Genomic DNA, 20,138 nt, shown 5'->3' on the forward strand with positions numbered 1-20,138 from the left:
AGTGGTAGTAATCAAACACAAGCGGGTAGTGATATGGGTAGCAAATGCATTCAAATACCTTAACAACCCCCTTGAAAGCCCACCAAGGCGGCCAAACTAGACAGCCAATCAACATTAAGATCCAGAACGTAGAGTAATTAAATCAAGCTCAAAATTAAAACGCCCGAATGATAGGGCGTTTTTATTTTCAGCTACCTCTAACTTCAATATTCCAGCTCAATGGCTCTTCAGCAGAGGACTAAACAAGAACGGTGGATTCAAATCCAACAAACTGATTAATACCAAGCCAAAGCTGAGTGTGGTTTGCGGCGGCGAGTTGATAAGCCCAGCTAGTTACAGCGGTGGAACGATGAGCATCAGCAGTAAAGCTGCGGCCCAGTTCGGTAGTAATTAAATCAGTATGCTGCACAATATTCTGCTCAAACCAGTTGTCTTTATGGCACTGAGCAGCCAAGAAAGCCTTTTTATTGTTATTACAAGAGCTATGGGCTAATACAAAGTTGTGGGCTAAATCATTGGGATAGCGAGCCCAAGGAATAAAATGATCCACTTGGCCTTTTTCGCGCATCGCTTTACCGCAGTAAAAACAGTTATCCTGCTGGATATGCCGTAATACCTCAGTGACTTTCGCTAACGAGTTGCGATTAGTACCAAACAAAAAGTTCTCTAAATTACCATTGTCACCGATCATGGCGTGATTAGCCGGATATTCTCGGATTTTCTGTAGCCACTGCGCCCGAGTCATGGAGACTACTAAGTCATGAAATCGCCGAAAACAATAATCAACCCCAAGATTTAACTGAATTTCCCGCTTGCTATTCAACTGATGGGGATACAACAAGCACTCATCCACCCCGGCCAATTTCTGCAATCGCCACAATGGCCCATCCATTAAAACTCGCTGGGTTTTCACTAACAGTGCATGCCAATCGGCATGTTTTCTCAGCTGAGTTAAGCTCCCCACACCCTGTAAACGAAATCCTTCTAACTGGCTAATTAAAGCCGATTGTTTGCCCGTATTTTGTCGTAGCAATATCGGCGTTTCACCATTAGCGGAATAGGGCACAGAGTGCTGCCAATAAAGCTCAATAAACTTCTCCGTCAACAGTGATAAAGGAATACACAGTCCATCTTGGGGATCTTTTGGTAGCGATAATTCAACACAGATATCCGCCAGCGCATGCAACAGGGCAAATTTATAAGTGGCAACAAAATCACCCTCAACAAAAATCCGCTGCAGATAAGCAATAAAATTCAGTTGGGTATCGGCATTAGGCACTAACATTGAGCGCCTCCTAGCATGCCTTGCGCTGATGTCAGCACTAGCGTCTGCCAGCTGAGATGATCCCGCGCTAGTGCATCTTTGCCATTATCACAGTGCCTTAGCAGGCTCAGGCCATGCAACGCGGCCAGCTCACACACCTCAGTAACGCTGACATCAAACATCTGCCGCTGCTGTTTATCAAATGCAGTCTGACCAAAGCGCAGCGATATCACCAGCATTCCTTCAGGATGCAACAATGTCGCTAACCGCGCCATTGCCGTCGCTCGGTCATGTGGGGCTAAATGCATCCATACTGCACTGAGTAAAATAAGGTGAAATTGCCCTGCAAACGGCGTCAACGATGACAACTGCGGCAAACTGTCTGTCAGCCATTTAACCGCTAAGTCAGCTGTAAATTGCTGACCAAACTTTGCCAGTTCAGCCACAGGCTCAACTGCAATCACGTTACAACCGGGATAACACAGGGCTAATGCCGCGGCATCCCGGCCTGCACCCGCACCAACATCCAACACCTTGAAACCATTATCAAACACAACTAATTGAGAAAGTAGATCTTGCCAACCGGCATGCACCTGCTCAAAACTAAGAGACTGATATTGAGCTGCCAGCGCTGCTGCATGCTGGCGATAAAAAGCAATCGGCATATATTTACATATAAAACAATGGACTTAGCTGCACACTATACGCATACCTTCATTAGTTTCAGTAATCGCGCTCCGAAATCTGCTTTATTTTCAGTGCCATTTCATACTCCATTGCTATTGCGACAAGCAGATTATTTCCAGCCTCCCGTCATCCCAAGCCATGACGGGAAAATTCCTGCCACAGACACTATCCTATTGAAAACCCAATTTAACCAAGGAATGAGTATGCCTAGCATCACCATCGTCGGGGCTGACACCGTATTTACCCTATCACCGGGGAGCAAACTGACAGAACTTGAACCGCAGCAAAATACCCTGCCGTTCGGCTGCTGCTCCGCGGCCTGTGGTACTTGCGCTATCGAAGTTGTGGCGGGTATGGAACACCTCAATAGTAAAAGCGAGGAAGAAAATGATGTATTGGATAATCTGGGGGAAAATGGCCCCAATCGACGCCTAGCTTGCCAATGTCAGGTTACCGGCGATGTCACCCTGTTGCCATTGGGCTAATCGTCAGAAGGTATCGGCAACAGGATAAATACAGCTTTATATCAATGACAAATAACAAATTAAGTCAAGATTAACTCTCGGTAAGAGTAATTGGTAGCAGTTGACCTAAGTCACTGTTGAGGAATAACTTATTACGCAGCGAGCCACTATTGGCTCGCTGTCTTTTTTCGGTGTGTAGCGCAGCCCGGTAGCGCATTTCGTTCGGGACGAAAAGGTCGGAGGTTCAAATCCTCTCACACCGACCACTTTCTCTTTCTTACCGTAAAACTCAAGCCAAATCTAATACAAATTATATATTACTTGCCAAAACTTCATCTGGCCTTCTACGTCGAATTCGTGAGGCATACTGGGCATCTATCTCATTAAGTAATTCATTAACAGTATTGGCAGTCTCACTCTCATGAAGAAGCTGGCTCAACTCTTCTGCGATCCGCTTACCATGAATCAACACTATCGGATAATTATCCTCTATGACTTCACGCTGTACACTCTCAGAAAAATAGCTTGTAGTGACATACACTCCAAGCCAACCACGTTTTAATCGAGCAACGGTTCTTGCAATGTGGTTTCCTCCTGTAGGCGAATCTAATTTCTCACACTTAGCTTGCCCAAGCACAATTAGTTCAACCTTCGAAAAACCACTCCCTAACACCACCTTCCCCACAAAATCTGCACCGCCATCACTGCTACCTTGCGTGATCCATCCCCGCCGATATATTCCCATGTCTTGACCGATAACCCGCTCAGCAATTAGTTCCGCTAAAGCTTCAAAGTTATGTTTTTTATCTGCATAGAAATCATAAACAGACTTTAAAGTCTGATACTGTCTTGTTCCCTGCTGCGGCCGCTGCTCACCAGCTTTTACAACTTTTAGTTTGGAGACGCGGCGGCGCAAATTATCCAAAGAATTGCTACCAAGCTGAAGCCATGATTTCCAGCTTGAGGGTGCCTTGGCGTTTGTATCTTGTAATGAAAAACCTGAGCGGCGACGCTCATTTATCCACGAAAAATCAAAGCGTTCGTGCTCCAGCTCCAAGGTTAATACGGTAAAATCAAAGGCATAGTTGGTAAAGGAACGCTGCTTATCGTTGTCCCACTGAGTCACCAAGTCCACACTGTTGATAACCCCAAATCCCATAAATTTTGGAAACCCTTTTGAGATACCATTAACAGTCACACGTTGGAAAAACAATATTGGAGGTGTCATTAAGCGTTGTTTGGGATCATGAGAATGAGCTAAGCAAAAGGCTTCAAGTAAAGCTTTATTTCCTGGAGCCATCGCAGGATCTTTCCCAGGTAATTTATTATCACCAAAATAACGAATATGCCCGTTATCTACATCAAAAAAATCTTCCCAAGGAGTCTCTGCACTCCCTTTTTTATTCGGACTACTGGCAACTAAAATTACGGGTCTAACTTTACCAAAATCTGCGCTTTGAATTGCTGACGAGGCATTAATTCCTTTTTCCAACTGCAACCCTTTCACCACAGGCATTTTGGTAAGAAAGTGGAAATTTAAACAACCATCCTCATAAAGATTCTCACTACAAATTACTTTCTTATACCTTAGAATATCACCTACCGCTATACGCATCCCCTTCCCTCTGCGAGTAAAGTCAGACCTGATTTAACCAACAAAACCATATGCTTACATGTTATCTCACATACTTTTGGAATTACATGTTCTTCGATAAATATGTTGTTCTATAAATTCAGATAGCCATCTTAAGAAGACCAAATCACAGGTCATATGATTCATAATCCATAGATCATCCCTCCATTTCACCAATATACACCCCAACGATCATCCAAAAGGTTCCACTATGTACCCACAGCTAGAGAATTATGGGGTTGCCTATGAACCGAACGTTGACAGCTATCAAGCTGGATTAATGTGGTATGTATTTCATAACGACTAAATTTAGGACTCAAGTATTGGATGGCGTCAAAAGATTCACTCACCAAAGCAAGACCCATTCTGGAAACGCGAAATCCGAAGAATAAGCAAACTCCTAGCCTGAAGTTACCAAACAACTACATAAATTCAGCAGATAAAGCGAACAGGCGCACTACAGTCGAGAGTAAACAGCATAAATATTTCCTTAACGATTAAGCTCTTGCAGGCAAGCTTATAAACACAAATATCGAGTCGACTACTGTATAAGGATTTATGTTTGGTAACTCAAACGCCATTAGCCAAGCTCACACTCCGGCAAGTTTTGCTCTATCCGTCACTGAATAACGAAAGCGAGTAACAGTTTGTCGCTTATGCTGTGCCTTTTTGTCCCAATATTGCTCGGTAACAATTGCGTGCGCTATGCTGCTGACAGGTAAAAAAATGCCACTTTGTGACCCAACATGGATTTTTACTATTCTGTTTCAGGCGATACTCATTTAGCTCCGCTATTTAGCTTTTCCCGCCTGATTTTTAGTTAATTTTTACCCCAACTTTCGCTATCAAAACGTAAAAATAAGCACTTAAAACCGTAGTTTTATTTCATCATTTTTTCACCGCAACGCTGACGTCTCTTAAAATTTTCTCTGTGATAACAATAATGTGCGTAGGTCACATTATTCTGGGTTACAGCGGATTTATCCCCCGGCGGAATTTATATTAGCTGCCATAACAACCTCCCCCCTACAGCTCAGAAAGGTGAACCAAGGTGAAAAAGTCCCTCTTTAAAGTAGCGGCACTGTCGCTGGCATTGCTTACTGCTGGCGTCACCGCCAAGGATTACGAAATCGTTAACGTGGTAAAAGTGTCCGGTATTCCTTGGTTTAACCAAATGAATAAAGGGGTTGAGCAGGCTGCGGCTGATCTCGGTGTTAATGCCCGTCAAGTGGGGCCATCTACCCCAGACCCAGCCCAGCAGGTCAAAATTATTGAAGATTTGATCGCCAAGGGTGTAGATGCCATCACAGTAGTGCCCAATGATGTCACCGTATTGGAGCCCGTATTTGAAAAAGCCCGCGCCAAGGGCATTGTGGTGCTGACCCATGAATCGCCAGATAAACACAACGCCGACTGGGATATTGAAACCTTGGATAACGCCGCGTACGCCAAGGCAACCATGGATGAGCTGGCCAAGCATATGGGAGGCAAAGGGGGATACGCCATTTATGTCGGCTCCCTGACAGTACCGCTGCATAATAACTGGGCCGATCTCGCTATCGCTTACCAAAAGCAGGCTTACCCGGAGATGTACGAAGTCACCAGTCGGATGCCAGTGGCTGAAAGTGTTGATGCTTCCTACGCCGCCACCAATGATCTGATGAAAGCCCACCCGGATATGAAAGGCATAATCTCCTATGGCTCTCTGGGGTTGATCGGGGCCGGTGAAGCCATCAAGAAAAAACGCGCTAAAAACAAGATTGATACTGTAGGTATTTTGATGCCAAGTCAGGCAGCCCCATATCTGATGCGTGGTGAAATTGATAAAGGCTTCCTGTGGAATCCGGCCGATGCAGGCTATGCCCTGGTATCCGTTGCCAAGTTGATGCTGGATGGGCAACAAATCAAAGACGGCCTAACCATCAAAAACCTTGGCAAAGCCGAAGTCAATCCTGATACCCGAGTGATTAAATTCAATAAGATCTTGGAAGTGGATAAATCCAACGCCCGTAGCTTGGGCTTCTAATCAGTTCCCCTGTATGGCGGGTCGGATACGGCCCTGACGCCCGACCCGCCATCTTTTCTGTCCGGTACAGTCCCGGCCCGCCCGGGAGACTGCGGATACCCGATTTCGTTTTTCTGCGGGATAGTCCTATGTCCAATGCATTTATCACACTCAACAATGTGTCCAAGCATTTCGGCCCTGTTAAAGCCCTGAGCAACATTAACCTCAGCTTTAATCGTGGAGAAGTTCACTGCCTGGCCGGTAAAAACGGCTGTGGGAAAAGCACCCTGTTTAAGGTGATTTCCGGCGTACACGCTCCGGAGAAAGGGGCTGAAATTATAATTGATGGCAAACGTTATAGCCGCCTCACGCCCCAACAATCCATTGATCACGGCATTCAGGTGATCTATCAGGATCTGTCTCTGTTTCCCAATTTGACCGTGTATGAAAATATCGCCATTCAAGATCATATGCAGTGGCATAAAGGCTTTGTCCGCACCAGTCGATTGAAAGACATTGCCCGCCACGCCATGGCACGTGTGGGCGTATCGCTGCCATTGGAAAAACGCGTGGCGCAACTGTCCATCGCCCAGTGCCAACTGGTTGCCATTTGCCGAGCGATGGCGGCGGATGCCAAGCTGGTCATTATGGATGAACCGACCGCCTCACTGACCCGTACCGAGGTCAACAATCTAATTAAAGTGGTGGCCGATCTAAAAGCCCGGGGCATTACCGTGGTCTTTGTCAGCCATAAATTAGATGAGGTGATGGAGATTTCAGACCGCATTACCGTGATCCGCGATGGCAAATCTGTCGGCACCTTTGACGCCGACAGTGTCGACAGTGATGAACTGGCCTTTTTAATGACAGGTCAGCGGTTTGAATTTACGCCCATAGGCGCATTCACACCGAAAGCCGATGGCAGTGATATCCGGCTGTCCACCAGCAAGCTGACGCGTCAGGGGCAATTTTATGATATCGACCTGATACTGCGAGCAGGAGAGATAGTCTCTATCACAGGGCTGCTGGGCTCAGGCCGCAGTGAGCTGTGCCTGTCACTGTTTGGTATGACCCGGCCAGATCGCGGTGCCATCAGCATTAACGGGGAGCAGGTCTATCTGCGTAATAACCGCGATGCCATTGCCCATGGCATAGGTTATGTCACGGAAGACAGGATGACCACAGGGCTGGTAATGAACCAGAGCATCAGTGATAACACCACTGCCGCCATTTTGCCGCAGCTTAGCCGCCACGGGCTGCTGGATCATCGCCGCGCCCGTGACACAGTGCAAAATCTGATCCGTTCACTGGCCATTAAGGTGTCAGATCCCGCCTTACCGGTCACCAGTCTGTCTGGCGGTAATGCCCAGCGGATTGCCATTGCCAAATGGATTGCCGCCAACCCCAGCGTCCTTATCCTGGACGCCCCAACTGTGGGGGTGGATATCGCCAACAAAGAAAGTATTTACCAAATCGCGCGGGATCTAGCTGCAGGCGGCATGGCAATCTTGATGATCAGTGATGAAATTCCAGAAGTCTTTTACAACAGCCACCGGGTTCTCGTGATGAAAGAGGGGCGCTTTACCCATGAATTCAACCCAAGCCACTGCAGTGAGCAAGACATTATGGAGGCGGTCAATGCCTGAATTTCTGCATCACACCAACCTGAAAGATCTGTGGCAACACCATGAAAGCTATCTAGCCGCCTTGATTGTGTTACTGATAGTTGCACTGGGGCTGGGCACGGAAGACTTTATGACCTTAGGCAATATCTTTGATATGACCGTCAGCTCCGCCATCCTTGGCATCATGGCCTGCGGCCTGTTTGTGGTGCTGATCGCCGGGGGGATCGATATATCCTTCCCTGCCACGGCGGCCATCGCCCAGTATCTGATGGCCAGTTATATCCTTGCCAATGGCGGCAATTTCTACCTCGCCTTTGAAATTGCCGCTGTCACCGGCATGGTATTGGGCATGCTGAATGCCGCGCTGGTGTATTTCCTCAAAGTGCCCGCCATTATCATCACCATCGCCATGCTGAACGTCTATTTCGGCCTGTTGATCTATTTCAGTAACGGTGACTGGCTGTATGGCTTCCCTGACTGGTTTATGAATGGGGTGGAGCTGCTGAAATTTACCGGCAGTGACGGCTACGACTACAGCCTGAATTTACCCATTCTCGTGCTGCTGGGCGTAATTGCCCTGACGGCGCTACTAATGGGTAAAACCCGCATTGGCCGCCAGATTTACGCCATGGGGGGCAACAGTGATGCCGCGGGCCGTATTGGCATCAATCTATTTGGCCTCAACCTGTTTGTGTATGGCTATATGGGTGCGTTGGCGGGGATTGCCGCAGTCGTGCAAACCCAAATCACCCAGTCGGTGGCACCCAACTCCCTCATGGGCTTTGAGCTAACGGTACTGGCAGCCGTGGTATTGGGTGGCACCAGTATGACAGGTGGCAAAGGCACCCTGTTGGGCGTGGTACTCGGGGTGGCATTATTGGCTATTTTGAAAAACGGTTTGACCCTGCTGGGCGTGCCATCTTACTGGCATACCCTGGTAACAGGTCTCATCATTCTGTTCAGCATCAGTATTACGGCGCTGAATGAAAAACGACAGGCAAAGCAGGAGGCCTGATGGACGCGCTAATGAATTCCCTCAAACTGCCCAGTGATAAAAATATTCGCTATCTGCTGGTGATCTTAGCCGCCATTATGGTGTTGATGGCCTGCACATCTGGCACCACCTTTTTCTCGCTGGCTAATTTGCAGTCCATGTCATCCCAGATGCCACTGCTGGGCGTACTGGCGTTAGCCATGGCGGTTTGTATGCTCACGGGCGGCATTAACCTGTCTATTATCGCCACTACCAATGCCTGCGCCCTAGTTATGGCAGGCATTATTACCCAGCACCCTGACAGCCTTGGCATGTTGATGGTGGCGCTGGCGGCGGGGCTGGCAACCGCCGTAGTCGTAGGGTTAGCCAATGGCCTGCTGATCGCTTGGATTGGTGTTTCTCCCATTTTGGCAACGCTGGGGATGATGACCTTTATCAATGGCCTCAATGTGCTGATTTCCGGCGGCAGTGTGATTGCCGGCTTCCCGGATGCCCTGCTCACCCTGGGCAATGGCACCGTACTGGGGATCCCCATGCCACTTCTGCTATTTGCCCTGTTTGCCTTTGGTTTGTGGCTGATCCTGGAACACACCCCGCTAGGCCGCACTATTTATTTGATCGGCTCCAATGAAACCGCCAGTCGCTTTAGCGGTATCAATACCCGTCGCAGCCTGATCGCTGTCTATGTCATCTCTTCAGTACTGTGCTGGGTCGCGGCGCTGATCATGATGGCAAAGTTCAATTCTGCCAAAGCCGGTTATGGCGAGTCCTACCTGCTGGTCGCGATTCTGGCCGCCGTGCTGGGTGGCATTAATCCTGACGGTGGTTTTGGCCGCATTATCGGCATCTGTCTGGCGCTGGTTGTGCTGCAGACGCTGGAAAGTGGCCTTAACCTGCTGGGCGTTTCCAGTTATCTGACCATGGCACTGTGGGGCGGCATCCTTATTCTCTTTATTGCCCTACAGATGCCCACAGCAAAAAAATGATTTGCGCAGTGAAACAGTCTCAACCCATGCCGCAAATTGTTTTTGCCGCATAAGTTATAAAGCATAGGAATCGGTTATGAGCAGCTATTTTATCGGTGTAGACGTAGGCAGCGGCAGTGCCCGAGCCGGCGTATTTGACAGCTGTGGCCGCAAGGCCGGAGAAGCGAAACGGGATATTCAGATGTTTAAACCCCGGGCCGATTTTGTCGAGCAATCGTCAGATGATATCTGGCAATGTGTCTGTATGGCAGTACGCGATGCGGTGTCACAAGCCAATATTGAGCCGATTCAAGTGCGCGGGATCGGTTTTGATGCCACCTGCTCTATGGTGGTGCTAGATAAGCGCGGCCAACCGCTCACTGTTAGCCCCACCGGACGGCGAGAGCAGAACATTATTATGTGGATGGATCACCGCGCGATTGCTCAGGCTGAGCGTATTAATGCCACTCATCACCCGGTGCTGGCATTTGTTGGCAACACCATCTCCCCGGAAATGCAAACGCCCAAGCTACTGTGGTTAAAAGAAAATATGCCACAAACCTGGAGTAAAGCCGGCTATTTTTTCGATCTGCCAGATTTTCTGACCTGGAAAGCAACCGGGGAAGACAGTCGCTCACTGTGTTCCACCGTATGTAAGTGGACCTATTTGGGCCATGAAGGCAAATGGGACAAAGATTATTTCCGCACCATAGGGTTGGATGACTTGCTCAGCGATCATGCTCATGCCATTGGTAGTCATATCCGCCCGATGGGGGAAGCAATCGGCAATGGCCTGACCCTGCAGGCAGCGCAAGAACTGGGGTTGGTAAGAGGTACCCGAGTTGGTACTTCCATTATTGATGCCCATGCTGGCGGTATCGGGGTATTGGGCGCGGCGGGCATGACAGGAGAAGCCGCTGACTTTAACCGCAGATTGGCATTGATTGGCGGGACATCCAGTTGCCATATGGCCGTGGCGAAAACGGCCCACTTTATCGATGGTGTATGGGGTGCCTATTACAGCGCGATGATCCCCAATTACTGGCTAAATGAAGGTGGACAGTCCGCCACCGGCGCCTTAATTGATCATGTGATTGCCGCCCACCCCTATTATGCTCAGGCGCTGGATCAAGCCGCTGCAGCTGGGCAAACCATTTATGAACTGCTGAACCATCAATTACTGAAACTGGCAGGCAACAAAGAGGATATCGCCTTTTTAACCCGCCATCGCCATGTGCTGCCCTATTTCCATGGTAACCGTTCTCCTCGGGCTAACCCGCATCTGACCGGCAGTATGACTGGCCTGACCATGAACCGCTCCTTAGAGGATATGGCGCTACAGTATTTGGCCACCATTCAGGCCATTGCTCTGGGCACCCGGCATATTATCGAGCAGATGAATGCAGCCGGTTACGCCATTGACACCATTATGGGGTGTGGTGGCGGCACCAAAAACCCGGTGTTTATTCAGGAACACGCCAACGCCACTGGCTGCGCCATGTTACTGCCAGAAGAAAGTGAAGCCGTACTGCTAGGCTCTGCCATGCTCGGCGCCGTCGCCGCTGGCTGCTATCAAGATATCCCGGATGCGATGAATGCCATGAGCCGGATTGGCAAAACCGTGACGCCTCAGGCGGATCGCAGCAAGCGCTTCTATGATGCCAAATACCGGGTATTTCAGCAGATGTATGAAGATGATTGTCGCTACCGCGCCATGATGGCGGAGTACTAACCGATAGCGACACAACAATCTTAAATAGCTTCGCGTAATAATTATCGCACATGATAACCGGACATATTTATGCCCGGTTATCATTTCGAATCATCTTTAAGAAATGATGTTAATGCACGGTTTAGTTTGCGGCATCTTGCTGAGGGCCACCAGCAAGCAGCCACTGACGCAACTGCTCATGGTGTGACACTGTCACTGTCGGATTAATAGCGCTATTGCCATCTACGCCAGCAGCGTTATACCAACAGGTATGCATACCCGCATTGATGCCACCGCGAATATCTGTTTGCAGATTATCTCCCACCATCAATACCCGCTGCGGTACTGTGTTCGCCATTTTGCCTAGGGCATGTTTAAAAATAGCCAGATCCGGTTTTGCTGCGCCCACCTGCTCTGAAATCACCATAAGATCAAATACGTTATCTAAGCCGGTTTGAACCAATCTAGCCTGTTGCAGCTCAGTAAAGCCATTGGTGATAATCCCTAATCGCACCTGGCCCTGTAACGACTGCAGCATGGCATCAACGCCCGGCAGGGTTGTACTGATATCTGCCATCGCTTGCATATAATCCAGCTGCAACTGCTCAGTGCTGATCCCTAATCGTGTGCCCCAGTGGTTAAAGCGGGTGGTTTTCAGGGTGTAAGCGTCGATGCGCCCAGCATTGTAATCATCCCATAGTGGATAGTTAACAGCCTGAAAAGCCTCATAATCATCCGGGGTAAACTCCACCCCGTGCCGGGCAAACATCAATGTCAGCCCACGGGGCGCATCAAAATGGAACAGGGTTTCATCGGCATCAAACAAAATCCAATCGTAAGGCATAAGAGTTAATCAACAATAAGGAATTATTCTATAGGCGATATTGTAAGGGGTAATGCACGGTCGTACACACAAGCAAAGGACATTTGATCCAACACATAGGCTTGTTGCTGCAATCGGGTTAAGCTGATTCAGTACAATGTACCGAATCAGGGAGACAGCAATGGAATTGCACGCCATCGGAACACTGGGTCACTTTACTGTCAGCTTCGACGCAGGCGCTGTCGCAGCGACCCCGCCAACGTCAAATAACCACTCATATTTAGCCAGCGCCCTTACCACACCAAACGATGATAGGGTCTTTCAACACTTGGCCTATCATATCAACCCAACACCACTGACAACGGCAGTCACAACACTGCTAGCTGGGCAGCAAGATGATTGGAGCAGTGAAATTACCGCAAGTCACGGCAGCCCATATTTTATCAAACGCGCCTTGTGTGCTGCTGGGTATCAGGTGTCCACCAGCCCGGATTATGATGAGTCTTTACAACACCATAATCGCTGTAGATTTGCCAGTTTCTGGGACTAATAGCTATCTAGATCGCAGCGTGATTCAACGGCTATGCCGCTGGAGATAACACAGGGCAATACTCGTCGCTGCTAAATATCGCGCTGCCATCTTCAGCTATCGGTTGTGAGTACTTTCGCCCACATCTGAGTGATTAACCCTCTGATTCATCATTTGCTTCATCCTGATCTTCCCAGCTTGACTGTCTATAACGCCCCATTGTTAACCACTAAATTGTTATTCAGCCCCAACAAATATCATGCACTTATCAGCATCGCACTCCACCAAATAAAACCTTGTTAAAACAGCGCGATAAATTTTGATGGTGAATTTTTAGACTTGCGTGACTTTGCCGTGATCTTTGCGTGATAACTCACTGTTAGCTTCAGTTCTGTAGCAGCCGGACAGCATCCGGCCATAGGGCAGGCACAGTGCTCTGCCACGGTATCAGCGCCCGGGGATAACGGCACGGATATCGTTAACAATGAGAAAGGGAGCAAGATTATGTTGAAGCAAACTGTTGCAGTCTCACTGCTGATGCTGGCATCCCAGCAAGCGCTGGCAGCCTATAAGAGCCAATATGAAGTTACAGTACAGAATATTACCCGCGGCCAATCATTCACCCCGATTATTGCTGCCAGTCATACCCGCAGTTTTAAACCCTTTGTGGTTGGTGATAAAGCCAGTGACGCCATTGCTGCATTGGCAGAAGGCGGTATGACAGCGCCATTAAAAGCGGATATGGAAGCATCTTCTGCGGTGAAGGGGATCGCCGTGACCGAAGGGCTATTGGGCCCGGGGCAGAAGGTGACCTTTACGCTGGAGTCAGTCTATTACGCCCGGCGTTTTAGTATGGCCGCCATGTTACTGCCAACCAATGACACCTTTGTCGGCGTCAGCGCCAAATGGTTACCGCGCTGGGGTACCCGGGTGATGTATGCCAAAGCTTGGGATGCGGGGAGTGAAACCAATGATGAGAAATGTGAACATATTCCGGGGCCACGTTGTGGCGGGGAAGCATTGTCAGCAGATGATAACGGCGAAGGCTTTATTTACCCATCTCCTGGCATGCATGGGGAAGGCGATTTAAAACAATCCGTTTATGACTGGCATGATCCTGTAGCGAAAATCACTATACGTCGCACCCGCTAGCATCTTAACTTATCGATTCGATATTGCTCAGTCCCGCCAACAGTTTTAAATGTTGGCGGGACAGTTTTGGTTGGGTTTTCCCCGTACGAGCGTTATTCAGCACAGGCTCTTTTAAGGCAATCTCGCAGCACGGTTTGTTGGCGTAATAAACTGGTATACAAGGTAAACTGGTTGGCAGCCCGTTGCAGGTTATGACCGGGATGCGCCACAGGAAAATACCCATCGCCAAGCAAGTGATCCGTTAAAAATCGTGCGCCTAGCATTAAAGGCATAATCCTTACCCCCAGCCACAAGCTATCACATTCAACAGCAGAAAGACTCCCAGCCAGCGCCCGGCAATAACCGTTGGCCATGGCAGCAAACAGATCAGCCCGAATTTCTACCTGCGCCAGTTCGGTGGCGTCTTCGGCGTGGGAAGCGCAGCCGCTACGCACCATATCCCCAAAATCATACATCAAGGGCCCAACCATACAGGTGTCGAGATCCACCACCGCCAGTGGCGTCATTGTTTGCCTGTCAAACAGCAAATTATTCAGTTTGGTGTCGTTATGACAAAGCCGCTGCGGTAACTGGGGTAATAAGGTTGATAACTCAGTCAGCAACGCCTGCTGTGACAGTGCTAAAGATACCCATTGTTCGCAGCCCGCCAACCGCTGATAACTATCCTGCGCAACCGCCTGTTCTAATGCCGCCAGACGTTTCGGCAGATGGTGAAAATCAGCGATCACCTCAGTAATACCACGGTAATCTAAATCCCGCAGACAATAACTAAAATGGCCAAATGCCCAAGCGGTTTGTTCCGCCAACGCCACAGATGGCATCTGCTGCATACTGATACTATCGGGTAAATAGCTTATCGCACGCCAAAAACTATTATCCGCTAACGTCAACGATAGCGCGCCAGACAGGGTTGGATAAGGCTGCATATTGGCTAAGCGGTACTCCCCAGATAACTGTTTGCGCTGCAAGTGCGCTGCAATTTGGGCGGCATTATCCACCACAGCAGAAGGCTGAGGAAAAACCTGGCGATTAATCTGCTGTAGCACCAGTCCGGCAGCAGAGTCAGTGCCTTCTAAGCCGCTTGCCCTACTACGAAGCAAAAAGGTGTGGTTGATATGCCCTTGTCCCAGAGGGGAAATATGGGTGCTATCAGCAGCCAAACCATAGTGAGGCAATATCTGCTGACGGATAAGGGAAAGCATCATACGGCTCCTGTATGACAATGACGAAGGGTGATATCTGGCACAACAACATCACATGCTGTAGGGCAAATTTTATTGGCAAACGCCAACGGCCAAAACACATTGAGCGGTCAGTAGTACTGACCGCCATAACATCAGAGTAATGGGGCAAATGCCTGATGAGCCTCAAGCCGTGACTGAGTGCCCTTGAGGGAAAAGCGGTAACCGCACAATCTTGCATTGCCCCGGTGGGCCACATTACGGATCACATCTCGGGCATCTAACGGTGAAAACCAGGCTTGGGTTTCGCCGCTGGCGTCGGTGATAACACGAATGGGCCGAAAAGCGGAGCCATCATTAAAAGTCAGCTCACTGCAGCGACTATCCCCAGTTGCCGTTGCCAGCGACCACAGGGTACCGGCGGCGTCTTTCTCGCCCAACCAACTAAAAATCAGCTGACGATCTTGTAATGCCAGCGCAAATCCGTCTGGTAATTTAACCTGATCCTTCGGCGTCGGTAGGGCTGGGACAGTGATGCTCTGCGGCAATGTCTCTGTATCGGCGCTATCGGGAACGGCTTGTATAAAGTTTGCCAGCATCATAATGACGCTGATCAGCACCAAGGTAGCAGCAACAGAGACTAAGGCCCAACGTGGTGCGCTTTTTGCCGCAAGCCAAAAGGGCAACAAGGTAAAACCAGTATCATTGTCGTTATCCTGCAGCCAAGCTTCACTATTGGGAGCGTCACTATTGGCAATATGCCCCACATCCGCTGTTGCCTCATCGGCCACCGAAACTGTACTTGCGGTGGCATCAGTTAAAGTCGCCCCAAAAACGGGTTCCACCCGTTGACTCACGGTGCCAGTCGATGTGCTGGGCTGGTGTTGCACATCGCTTGTCGTATCTGCTGCAGCCAGTGACGAACTGACATCGCTATGACAGCTTGCCATTTGTGTCCCCTGACGCAAGCCACCCATACGCTGCCACAATAGCGGCAGCGATAACAGCAAGGGCAGCAGTGGCCAGAATTGAGGTGCTGGCAAGGTCAGTGTCACCACGCCGCCAGTGAATAACAGCAGTGGTAACATAAAGGCCGTAACAGGCTGCAGCAATGGCCGCCGAGGTTCAACCATCGCTGACATCAGACCAATCACAGCAAGTAGCAGCATAATGCCAAACAGCAGGCCACTTCCCAGCAGATAAGGCCCCAGCAATACAGCCAACCAGACGATAGCAAACACACTCAAAAAACGGCGTGGGGACTCCTTCCCCTTGATCTCATTCAACAACCTCTGCAAAGCCTTAATCCTCTCTCAACCCAATATCAGCAGCTTACCCAAATCAATCACGCTTGTCAGTGATAACTGACGGCCAGAGACGGGCGCCGCGCTGGTATTGAGGCCGTCAGGCCAGTTATAATATCTGGCTATTCTGATTTTTCACCTGATAGCGGATATTTGGCCATGAGTGCGCGTGGTAACCTTTTTATTGTCTCTGCCCCCAGTGGGGCGGGTAAGTCTTCCCTGATTTCAGCATTGCTGAAAGATCAACCTGCCGATATGCAGGTGTCCGTGTCTCACACCACACGTCAGCCACGTCCCGGCGAAGTACATGGTCAGCATTACCACTTTGTCTCTGTCGATGAGTTTAAAGTGCTGATTGAACAGGGTGCTTTTTTTGAATGGGCCGAAGTGTTCGGTAATTTTTACGGTACCTCCCGCCTGGTAATCGAGCAGACGCTAGCCCAAGGCATTGATGTGTTCTTGGATATTGACTGGCAAGGCGCGCAACAGGTGAAGACCCTGATGCCAGAAGCCATTGGCATTTTTATTCTGCCGCCATCTCGTCGCGAGCTGGAACAGCGTCTGACTGGTCGCGGCCAAGACAGTGATGAGGTCATTGCCGGCCGTATGGCGCAGGCAGTATCGGAAATGTCCCACTATCATGAATACGACTTCATTATCATCAATGATGATTTTGATACCGCGCTGGCCGATATGCGGGCCATTATCCGCAGCCAGCGTCTAACCGGCGCTAGTCAGATCCATGCCCATAGTGGTATGCTTAATGATCTGTTGGCAGAATAACTGCCTTCATGTACAATTTTGCGTCATTTTTCCCTCACGAAAATACTGGAGTTTCATCCCATGGCTCGCGTAACTGTAGAAGACGCCGCTAAGCAGATCGGCAACCGTTTTGACATGATCCTGGTTGCTGCACGTCGTGCTCGCCAAATCGCCGTTCAGGGCAAAGACCCAATGGTAGAAGAGCAGAACGACAAACCCACAGTGATCGCCCTGCGTGAAATCGAACTGGGCCTGGTTAACGCCCAGACTCTGGACGCTGATGAGCGTCAAAGTGTTCGTGAACGTGAAGCAGCAGAACTGGCTGCGGTTACCGCAATCGCTGAAGGCCGTTCACTGTAATTTGATGTAAGGAGCGCTGCTTGTATCTGTTTGAAGGTCTCAAGGAGTCTGCGTCCGGCTATTTAGAGCCCGGACAGGTTGAATTACTCAGGCAGGCTTTTGTTGTTGCCGATAAGGCGCACGAAGGCCAGACACGCACCAGTGGCGAACCTTATATTACACACCCGGTTGCGGTTGCCCGCATCCTGGCCGAGATGCGTCTCGATCACGAGACGCTGATGGCTGCCCTCCTGCACGACACCATCGAAGACACCTATGTCACCCATCAGGACCTTGCAGAAATGTTTGGCGCCTCGGTGGCGGAATTGGTCGAAGGTGTGTCTAAGCTGGATAAGCTAAAGTTTCGCGATAAAAAAGAAGCCCAAGCGGAAAACTTCCGCAAAATGGTGATGGCCATGACCTTGGATATCCGGGTTATCCTCATCAAATTGGCTGACCGCACCCATAATATGCGCACCCTTGGCGCGCTGCGGCCGGATAAACGCCGTCGGATTGCACGCGAAACCTTAGAAATTTATGCCCCAATAGCCAACCGTCTTGGTATTCATAATATTAAGAATGAGCTGGAAGATTTGGGCTTTCAGGCCTACTACCCTATGCGCTACCGGGCGCTAAAAGCTGCATTGAATGCCGCCAGGGGTAACCGTAAAGCCATTATCGACAATATCCATGAAGCGATTGTCACCCGTTTGGAAGACAACGGCATCCACGCCGAAGTCACCGGCCGGGAAAAAAACCTGTTTTCCATCTATAACAAGATGCGCCATAAAGAGCTGCCATTTACCGAAATTGCTGATCTTTATGCTTTCCGCATTTTAGTGGATTCAGTGGATACCTGCTATCGCGTACTGGGCGCGATGCACAGTCTATACAAGCCGAAATTAAAACGCTTTAAAGACTATATCGCCATCCCCAAAGCCAATGGCTATCAATCACTGCACACCTCACTTATCGGCCCTCGCGGCACTCCGATTGAAATCCAAATCCGTACTGAAGATATGAATCAGATGGCGGACAAAGGCGTAGCAGCCCATTGGATGTATAAAAATGGTGAGCAGGAAGGGGAAGGAACCACTACCCAGGTCCGTGCCCGTAAGTGGATGCAGAGCTTGCTGGAGTTACAGCAAAGCGCCACGAACTCCTATGAATTTGTCGAAAACGTTAAAACCGAACTCTTCCCAGAAGAGATCTACGTTTTCACCCCAGATGGCCGGATCCTCGAGCTGCCACTGGGTGCCACTCCGGTGGATTTTGCCTATGAAGTCCATACTGATGTCGGCAATACCTGTGTCGGTGCCCGCGTTAACCGGCAGGCTTATCCATTAAGCCAACCGTTACAAAGCGGTCAAACAGTCGAAATTATTACCGCCAAAAACAGTCGGCCCAATGCGGCATGGCTTAACTTTGTCGTTACCGCCAAAGCCCGCTCTAAAATCCGTCAGTTGCTAAAAAGTCTGACGGCGGATGATGCCATTGCGCTAGGTCGACGCTTGCTTAACCACGCCTTGGGTGGCATTGCACTGGATACCATCGCTCCCGATCAGGTGGAGAAGGTCGTAACAGAAACCCGCCATGGCAATTTAGATGAGCTGCTGGCGGATATTGGCCTTGGCAATGCCATGAGTTTGGTGATCGCCCAACGCTTACTGGGTAAATCTGAGCCGAAAACCCAAGGGGATAACCCTTTGATGCCTATCCGCGGCGCGGAAGGCATGTTGGTCACCTTTGCCAACTGTTGTCGCCCAATTCCAGGGGATACTGTCGTTGCCCACGTCAGCCCAGGTAAAGGTCTGGTGGTGCACATGGAAAACTGCGCCAATATCCGTGGCTATGAGATGGAACCGGAGAAATATATTCCAGTACAGTGGGATAATGTCGAAGGGGCTGAATATCAGGCCAATCTGCGTATTGAGCTGGTTAACCACCAAGGTGCTCTGGCGAAGATTACCTCCATTATTGCCGCAGAAGGCTCCAATATTCATAACCTGAGCACCGAAGAGCGCGATGGTCGGGTTTATCTGATTAATTTACGTATTTCGGTCCATGACCGGATCCACCTGGCCAATGTGATGCGCCGGATCCGGGTACTGCCGGAAGTATTGCGTACTTCAAGAAACCGCTGATCTCCCGGTCAGCGGTGCATGGTGCCCTGGTGGCACCCACCGGCAGACAAGGAGATCGTTATGGCCGACAAATCCATTATTGCAACCGACAGCGCACCGCAGGCAATTGGCACTTATTCCCAAGCCGTCAAAGTCGGGGATACTGTCTACCTCTCTGGCCAAATTCCACTTCATCCCACCAATATGCAACTCGTCGCTGACGAATTTACTCCGCAACTAGAGCAAGTGTTACAAAACCTGCAAGCCGTCTGTCAGGCAGCTGGCGGCTCCCTTACCGATATTGTCAAACTGAATATCTATCTGACCGACTTAGCCAACTTCACCACAGTCAATGAGGTGATGAGTCGCCACTTTCAACAGCCCTATCCGGCCCGTGCCGCCATTGGTGTCAGCCAACTACCAAAAGGGGCCTTAGTGGAAATCGATGGGGTTATGGTGCTCTAAGGCCCACAACTGTGCTTCGCACCTTTGCATGTACCTCAACGTCAATTGTGTTTGAGTGGAAAGATGAATAGCAAACAATGTTGGCTGCCAAGCACTGTGCGACATGCAGAGA

At 49.6% G+C, this 20,138-nt stretch carries 18 protein-coding genes and 1 tRNA gene; 13 read left to right on the forward strand and 6 right to left on the reverse strand.

Going from position 1 to position 20,138, the window contains the following annotated elements:
- Positions 1 to 238 precede the first annotated feature (238 nt).
- Both NFHSH190041_RS18615 and NFHSH190041_RS18620 read right to left on the reverse strand, forming a co-directional pair.
- Complete coding sequence (locus tag NFHSH190041_RS18615; RefSeq protein ID WP_261923194.1) at positions 239 to 1,285, reverse strand: HNH endonuclease; 1,047 nt, start codon at positions 1,283 to 1,285, stop codon at positions 239 to 241.
- Complete coding sequence (locus NFHSH190041_RS18620; RefSeq protein WP_261923195.1) at positions 1,279 to 1,929, reverse strand: class I SAM-dependent methyltransferase; 651 nt, start codon at positions 1,927 to 1,929, stop codon at positions 1,279 to 1,281. Before NFHSH190041_RS18620 ends, NFHSH190041_RS18615 begins: the two co-directional genes overlap by 7 nt.
- Positions 1,930 to 2,154: 225 nt before the next feature.
- On the opposite strand from NFHSH190041_RS18620, the gene NFHSH190041_RS18625 reads away from it, so the two are divergent.
- Positions 2,155 to 2,436: a (2Fe-2S)-binding protein gene (locus tag NFHSH190041_RS18625; protein ID WP_261923196.1), complete on the forward strand. Its 282-nt coding sequence runs from the start codon at positions 2,155 to 2,157 to the stop codon at positions 2,434 to 2,436.
- Between the two features lie 168 nt (positions 2,437 to 2,604).
- Positions 2,605 to 2,681: transfer RNA gene (locus NFHSH190041_RS18630), tRNA-Pro, on the forward strand.
- A gap of 44 nt (positions 2,682 to 2,725) precedes the next feature.
- Here NFHSH190041_RS18630 and NFHSH190041_RS18635 read toward each other — a convergent pair.
- Positions 2,726 to 4,030: a restriction endonuclease gene (locus tag NFHSH190041_RS18635; RefSeq protein ID WP_261923197.1), complete on the reverse strand. Its 1,305-nt coding sequence runs from the start codon at positions 4,028 to 4,030 to the stop codon at positions 2,726 to 2,728.
- A 1,069-nt stretch (positions 4,031 to 5,099) separates the two neighbouring features.
- Here NFHSH190041_RS18635 and NFHSH190041_RS18640 point away from each other — a divergent pair.
- The 5 genes from NFHSH190041_RS18640 (at position 5,100) to NFHSH190041_RS18660 (ending at position 11,369) form a co-directional block, all read left to right on the forward strand.
- On the forward strand, positions 5,100 to 6,074 hold the full coding sequence (locus NFHSH190041_RS18640; RefSeq protein WP_261923198.1) for an autoinducer 2 ABC transporter substrate-binding protein: 975 nt from the start codon (positions 5,100 to 5,102) through the stop codon (positions 6,072 to 6,074).
- Positions 6,075 to 6,202: 128 nt separating this feature from the next.
- Complete coding sequence (locus tag NFHSH190041_RS18645) at positions 6,203 to 7,699, forward strand: sugar ABC transporter ATP-binding protein (protein ID WP_261923199.1); 1,497 nt, start codon at positions 6,203 to 6,205, stop codon at positions 7,697 to 7,699.
- Positions 7,692 to 8,693 (forward strand): ABC transporter permease, encoded by a 1,002-nt coding sequence (locus NFHSH190041_RS18650; protein ID WP_261923200.1) that lies wholly within the window; start codon positions 7,692 to 7,694, stop codon positions 8,691 to 8,693. Before NFHSH190041_RS18645 ends, NFHSH190041_RS18650 begins: the two co-directional genes overlap by 8 nt.
- On the forward strand, positions 8,693 to 9,658 hold the full coding sequence (locus NFHSH190041_RS18655) for an ABC transporter permease (RefSeq protein WP_261923201.1): 966 nt from the start codon (positions 8,693 to 8,695) through the stop codon (positions 9,656 to 9,658). Before NFHSH190041_RS18650 ends, NFHSH190041_RS18655 begins: the two co-directional genes overlap by 1 nt.
- Before the next feature lie 76 nt (positions 9,659 to 9,734).
- On the forward strand, positions 9,735 to 11,369 hold the full coding sequence (locus NFHSH190041_RS18660) for an FGGY-family carbohydrate kinase (protein WP_261923202.1): 1,635 nt from the start codon (positions 9,735 to 9,737) through the stop codon (positions 11,367 to 11,369).
- 121 nt (positions 11,370 to 11,490) lie between these two features.
- On the opposite strand, the gene yjjG is transcribed toward NFHSH190041_RS18660, so the two are convergent.
- Positions 11,491 to 12,192 (reverse strand): pyrimidine 5'-nucleotidase, encoded by a 702-nt coding sequence (gene yjjG / locus NFHSH190041_RS18665; protein WP_261923203.1) that lies wholly within the window; start codon positions 12,190 to 12,192, stop codon positions 11,491 to 11,493.
- Positions 12,193 to 12,352: 160 nt separating this feature from the next.
- Here yjjG and NFHSH190041_RS18670 point away from each other — a divergent pair, with 160 nt between their 5' ends.
- Entirely contained in the window at positions 12,353 to 12,721 is a 369-nt protein-coding gene (locus NFHSH190041_RS18670) for a hypothetical protein (protein ID WP_261923204.1), read from the forward strand.
- 483 nt (positions 12,722 to 13,204) lie between these two features.
- Positions 13,205 to 13,852 (forward strand): spondin domain-containing protein, encoded by a 648-nt coding sequence (locus NFHSH190041_RS18675; protein WP_261923205.1) that lies wholly within the window; start codon positions 13,205 to 13,207, stop codon positions 13,850 to 13,852.
- A 92-nt stretch (positions 13,853 to 13,944) separates the two neighbouring features.
- Here the strand turns inward: NFHSH190041_RS18675 and NFHSH190041_RS18680 are convergent, their stop codons facing one another.
- Together NFHSH190041_RS18680 and NFHSH190041_RS18685 are read right to left on the reverse strand one after the other, a co-directional pair.
- A complete protein-coding gene (locus tag NFHSH190041_RS18680) occupies positions 13,945 to 15,054 on the reverse strand; it encodes a phosphotransferase enzyme family protein (protein ID WP_261925177.1) in 1,110 nt (369 codons plus the stop codon).
- A 134-nt stretch (positions 15,055 to 15,188) separates the two neighbouring features.
- Positions 15,189 to 16,319, reverse strand: a complete 1,131-nt coding sequence (locus NFHSH190041_RS18685; protein ID WP_261923206.1) for a hypothetical protein — start codon at positions 16,317 to 16,319, stop codon at positions 15,189 to 15,191.
- Between the two features lie 177 nt (positions 16,320 to 16,496).
- Between NFHSH190041_RS18685 and gmk the strand changes: the two genes are divergently transcribed.
- The 4 genes from gmk to NFHSH190041_RS18705 are packed head-to-tail and all read left to right on the forward strand — an operon-like array spanning position 16,497 to position 20,026.
- Positions 16,497 to 17,120 (forward strand): guanylate kinase, encoded by a 624-nt coding sequence (gene gmk / locus NFHSH190041_RS18690; protein ID WP_261923207.1) that lies wholly within the window; start codon positions 16,497 to 16,499, stop codon positions 17,118 to 17,120.
- Between the two features lie 60 nt (positions 17,121 to 17,180).
- Positions 17,181 to 17,459 carry a DNA-directed RNA polymerase subunit omega gene (gene rpoZ / locus NFHSH190041_RS18695; protein WP_115138876.1) on the forward strand — a complete coding sequence of 93 codons (279 nt, stop codon included), beginning with the start codon at positions 17,181 to 17,183 and terminating at the stop codon, positions 17,457 to 17,459.
- 20 nt (positions 17,460 to 17,479) lie between these two features.
- Entirely contained in the window at positions 17,480 to 19,582 is a 2,103-nt protein-coding gene (gene spoT / locus NFHSH190041_RS18700) for a bifunctional GTP diphosphokinase/guanosine-3',5'-bis pyrophosphate 3'-pyrophosphohydrolase (RefSeq protein ID WP_261923208.1), read from the forward strand.
- A 60-nt stretch (positions 19,583 to 19,642) separates the two neighbouring features.
- Positions 19,643 to 20,026, forward strand: a complete 384-nt coding sequence (locus tag NFHSH190041_RS18705; RefSeq protein ID WP_261923209.1) for a RidA family protein — start codon at positions 19,643 to 19,645, stop codon at positions 20,024 to 20,026.
- The last annotated feature ends 112 nt before the right edge of the window (positions 20,027 to 20,138 follow it).

The sequence above is a fragment of the Shewanella sp. NFH-SH190041 genome (assembly GCF_024363255.1).
Classification (GTDB): Bacteria; Pseudomonadota; Gammaproteobacteria; order Enterobacterales; family Shewanellaceae; genus Shewanella.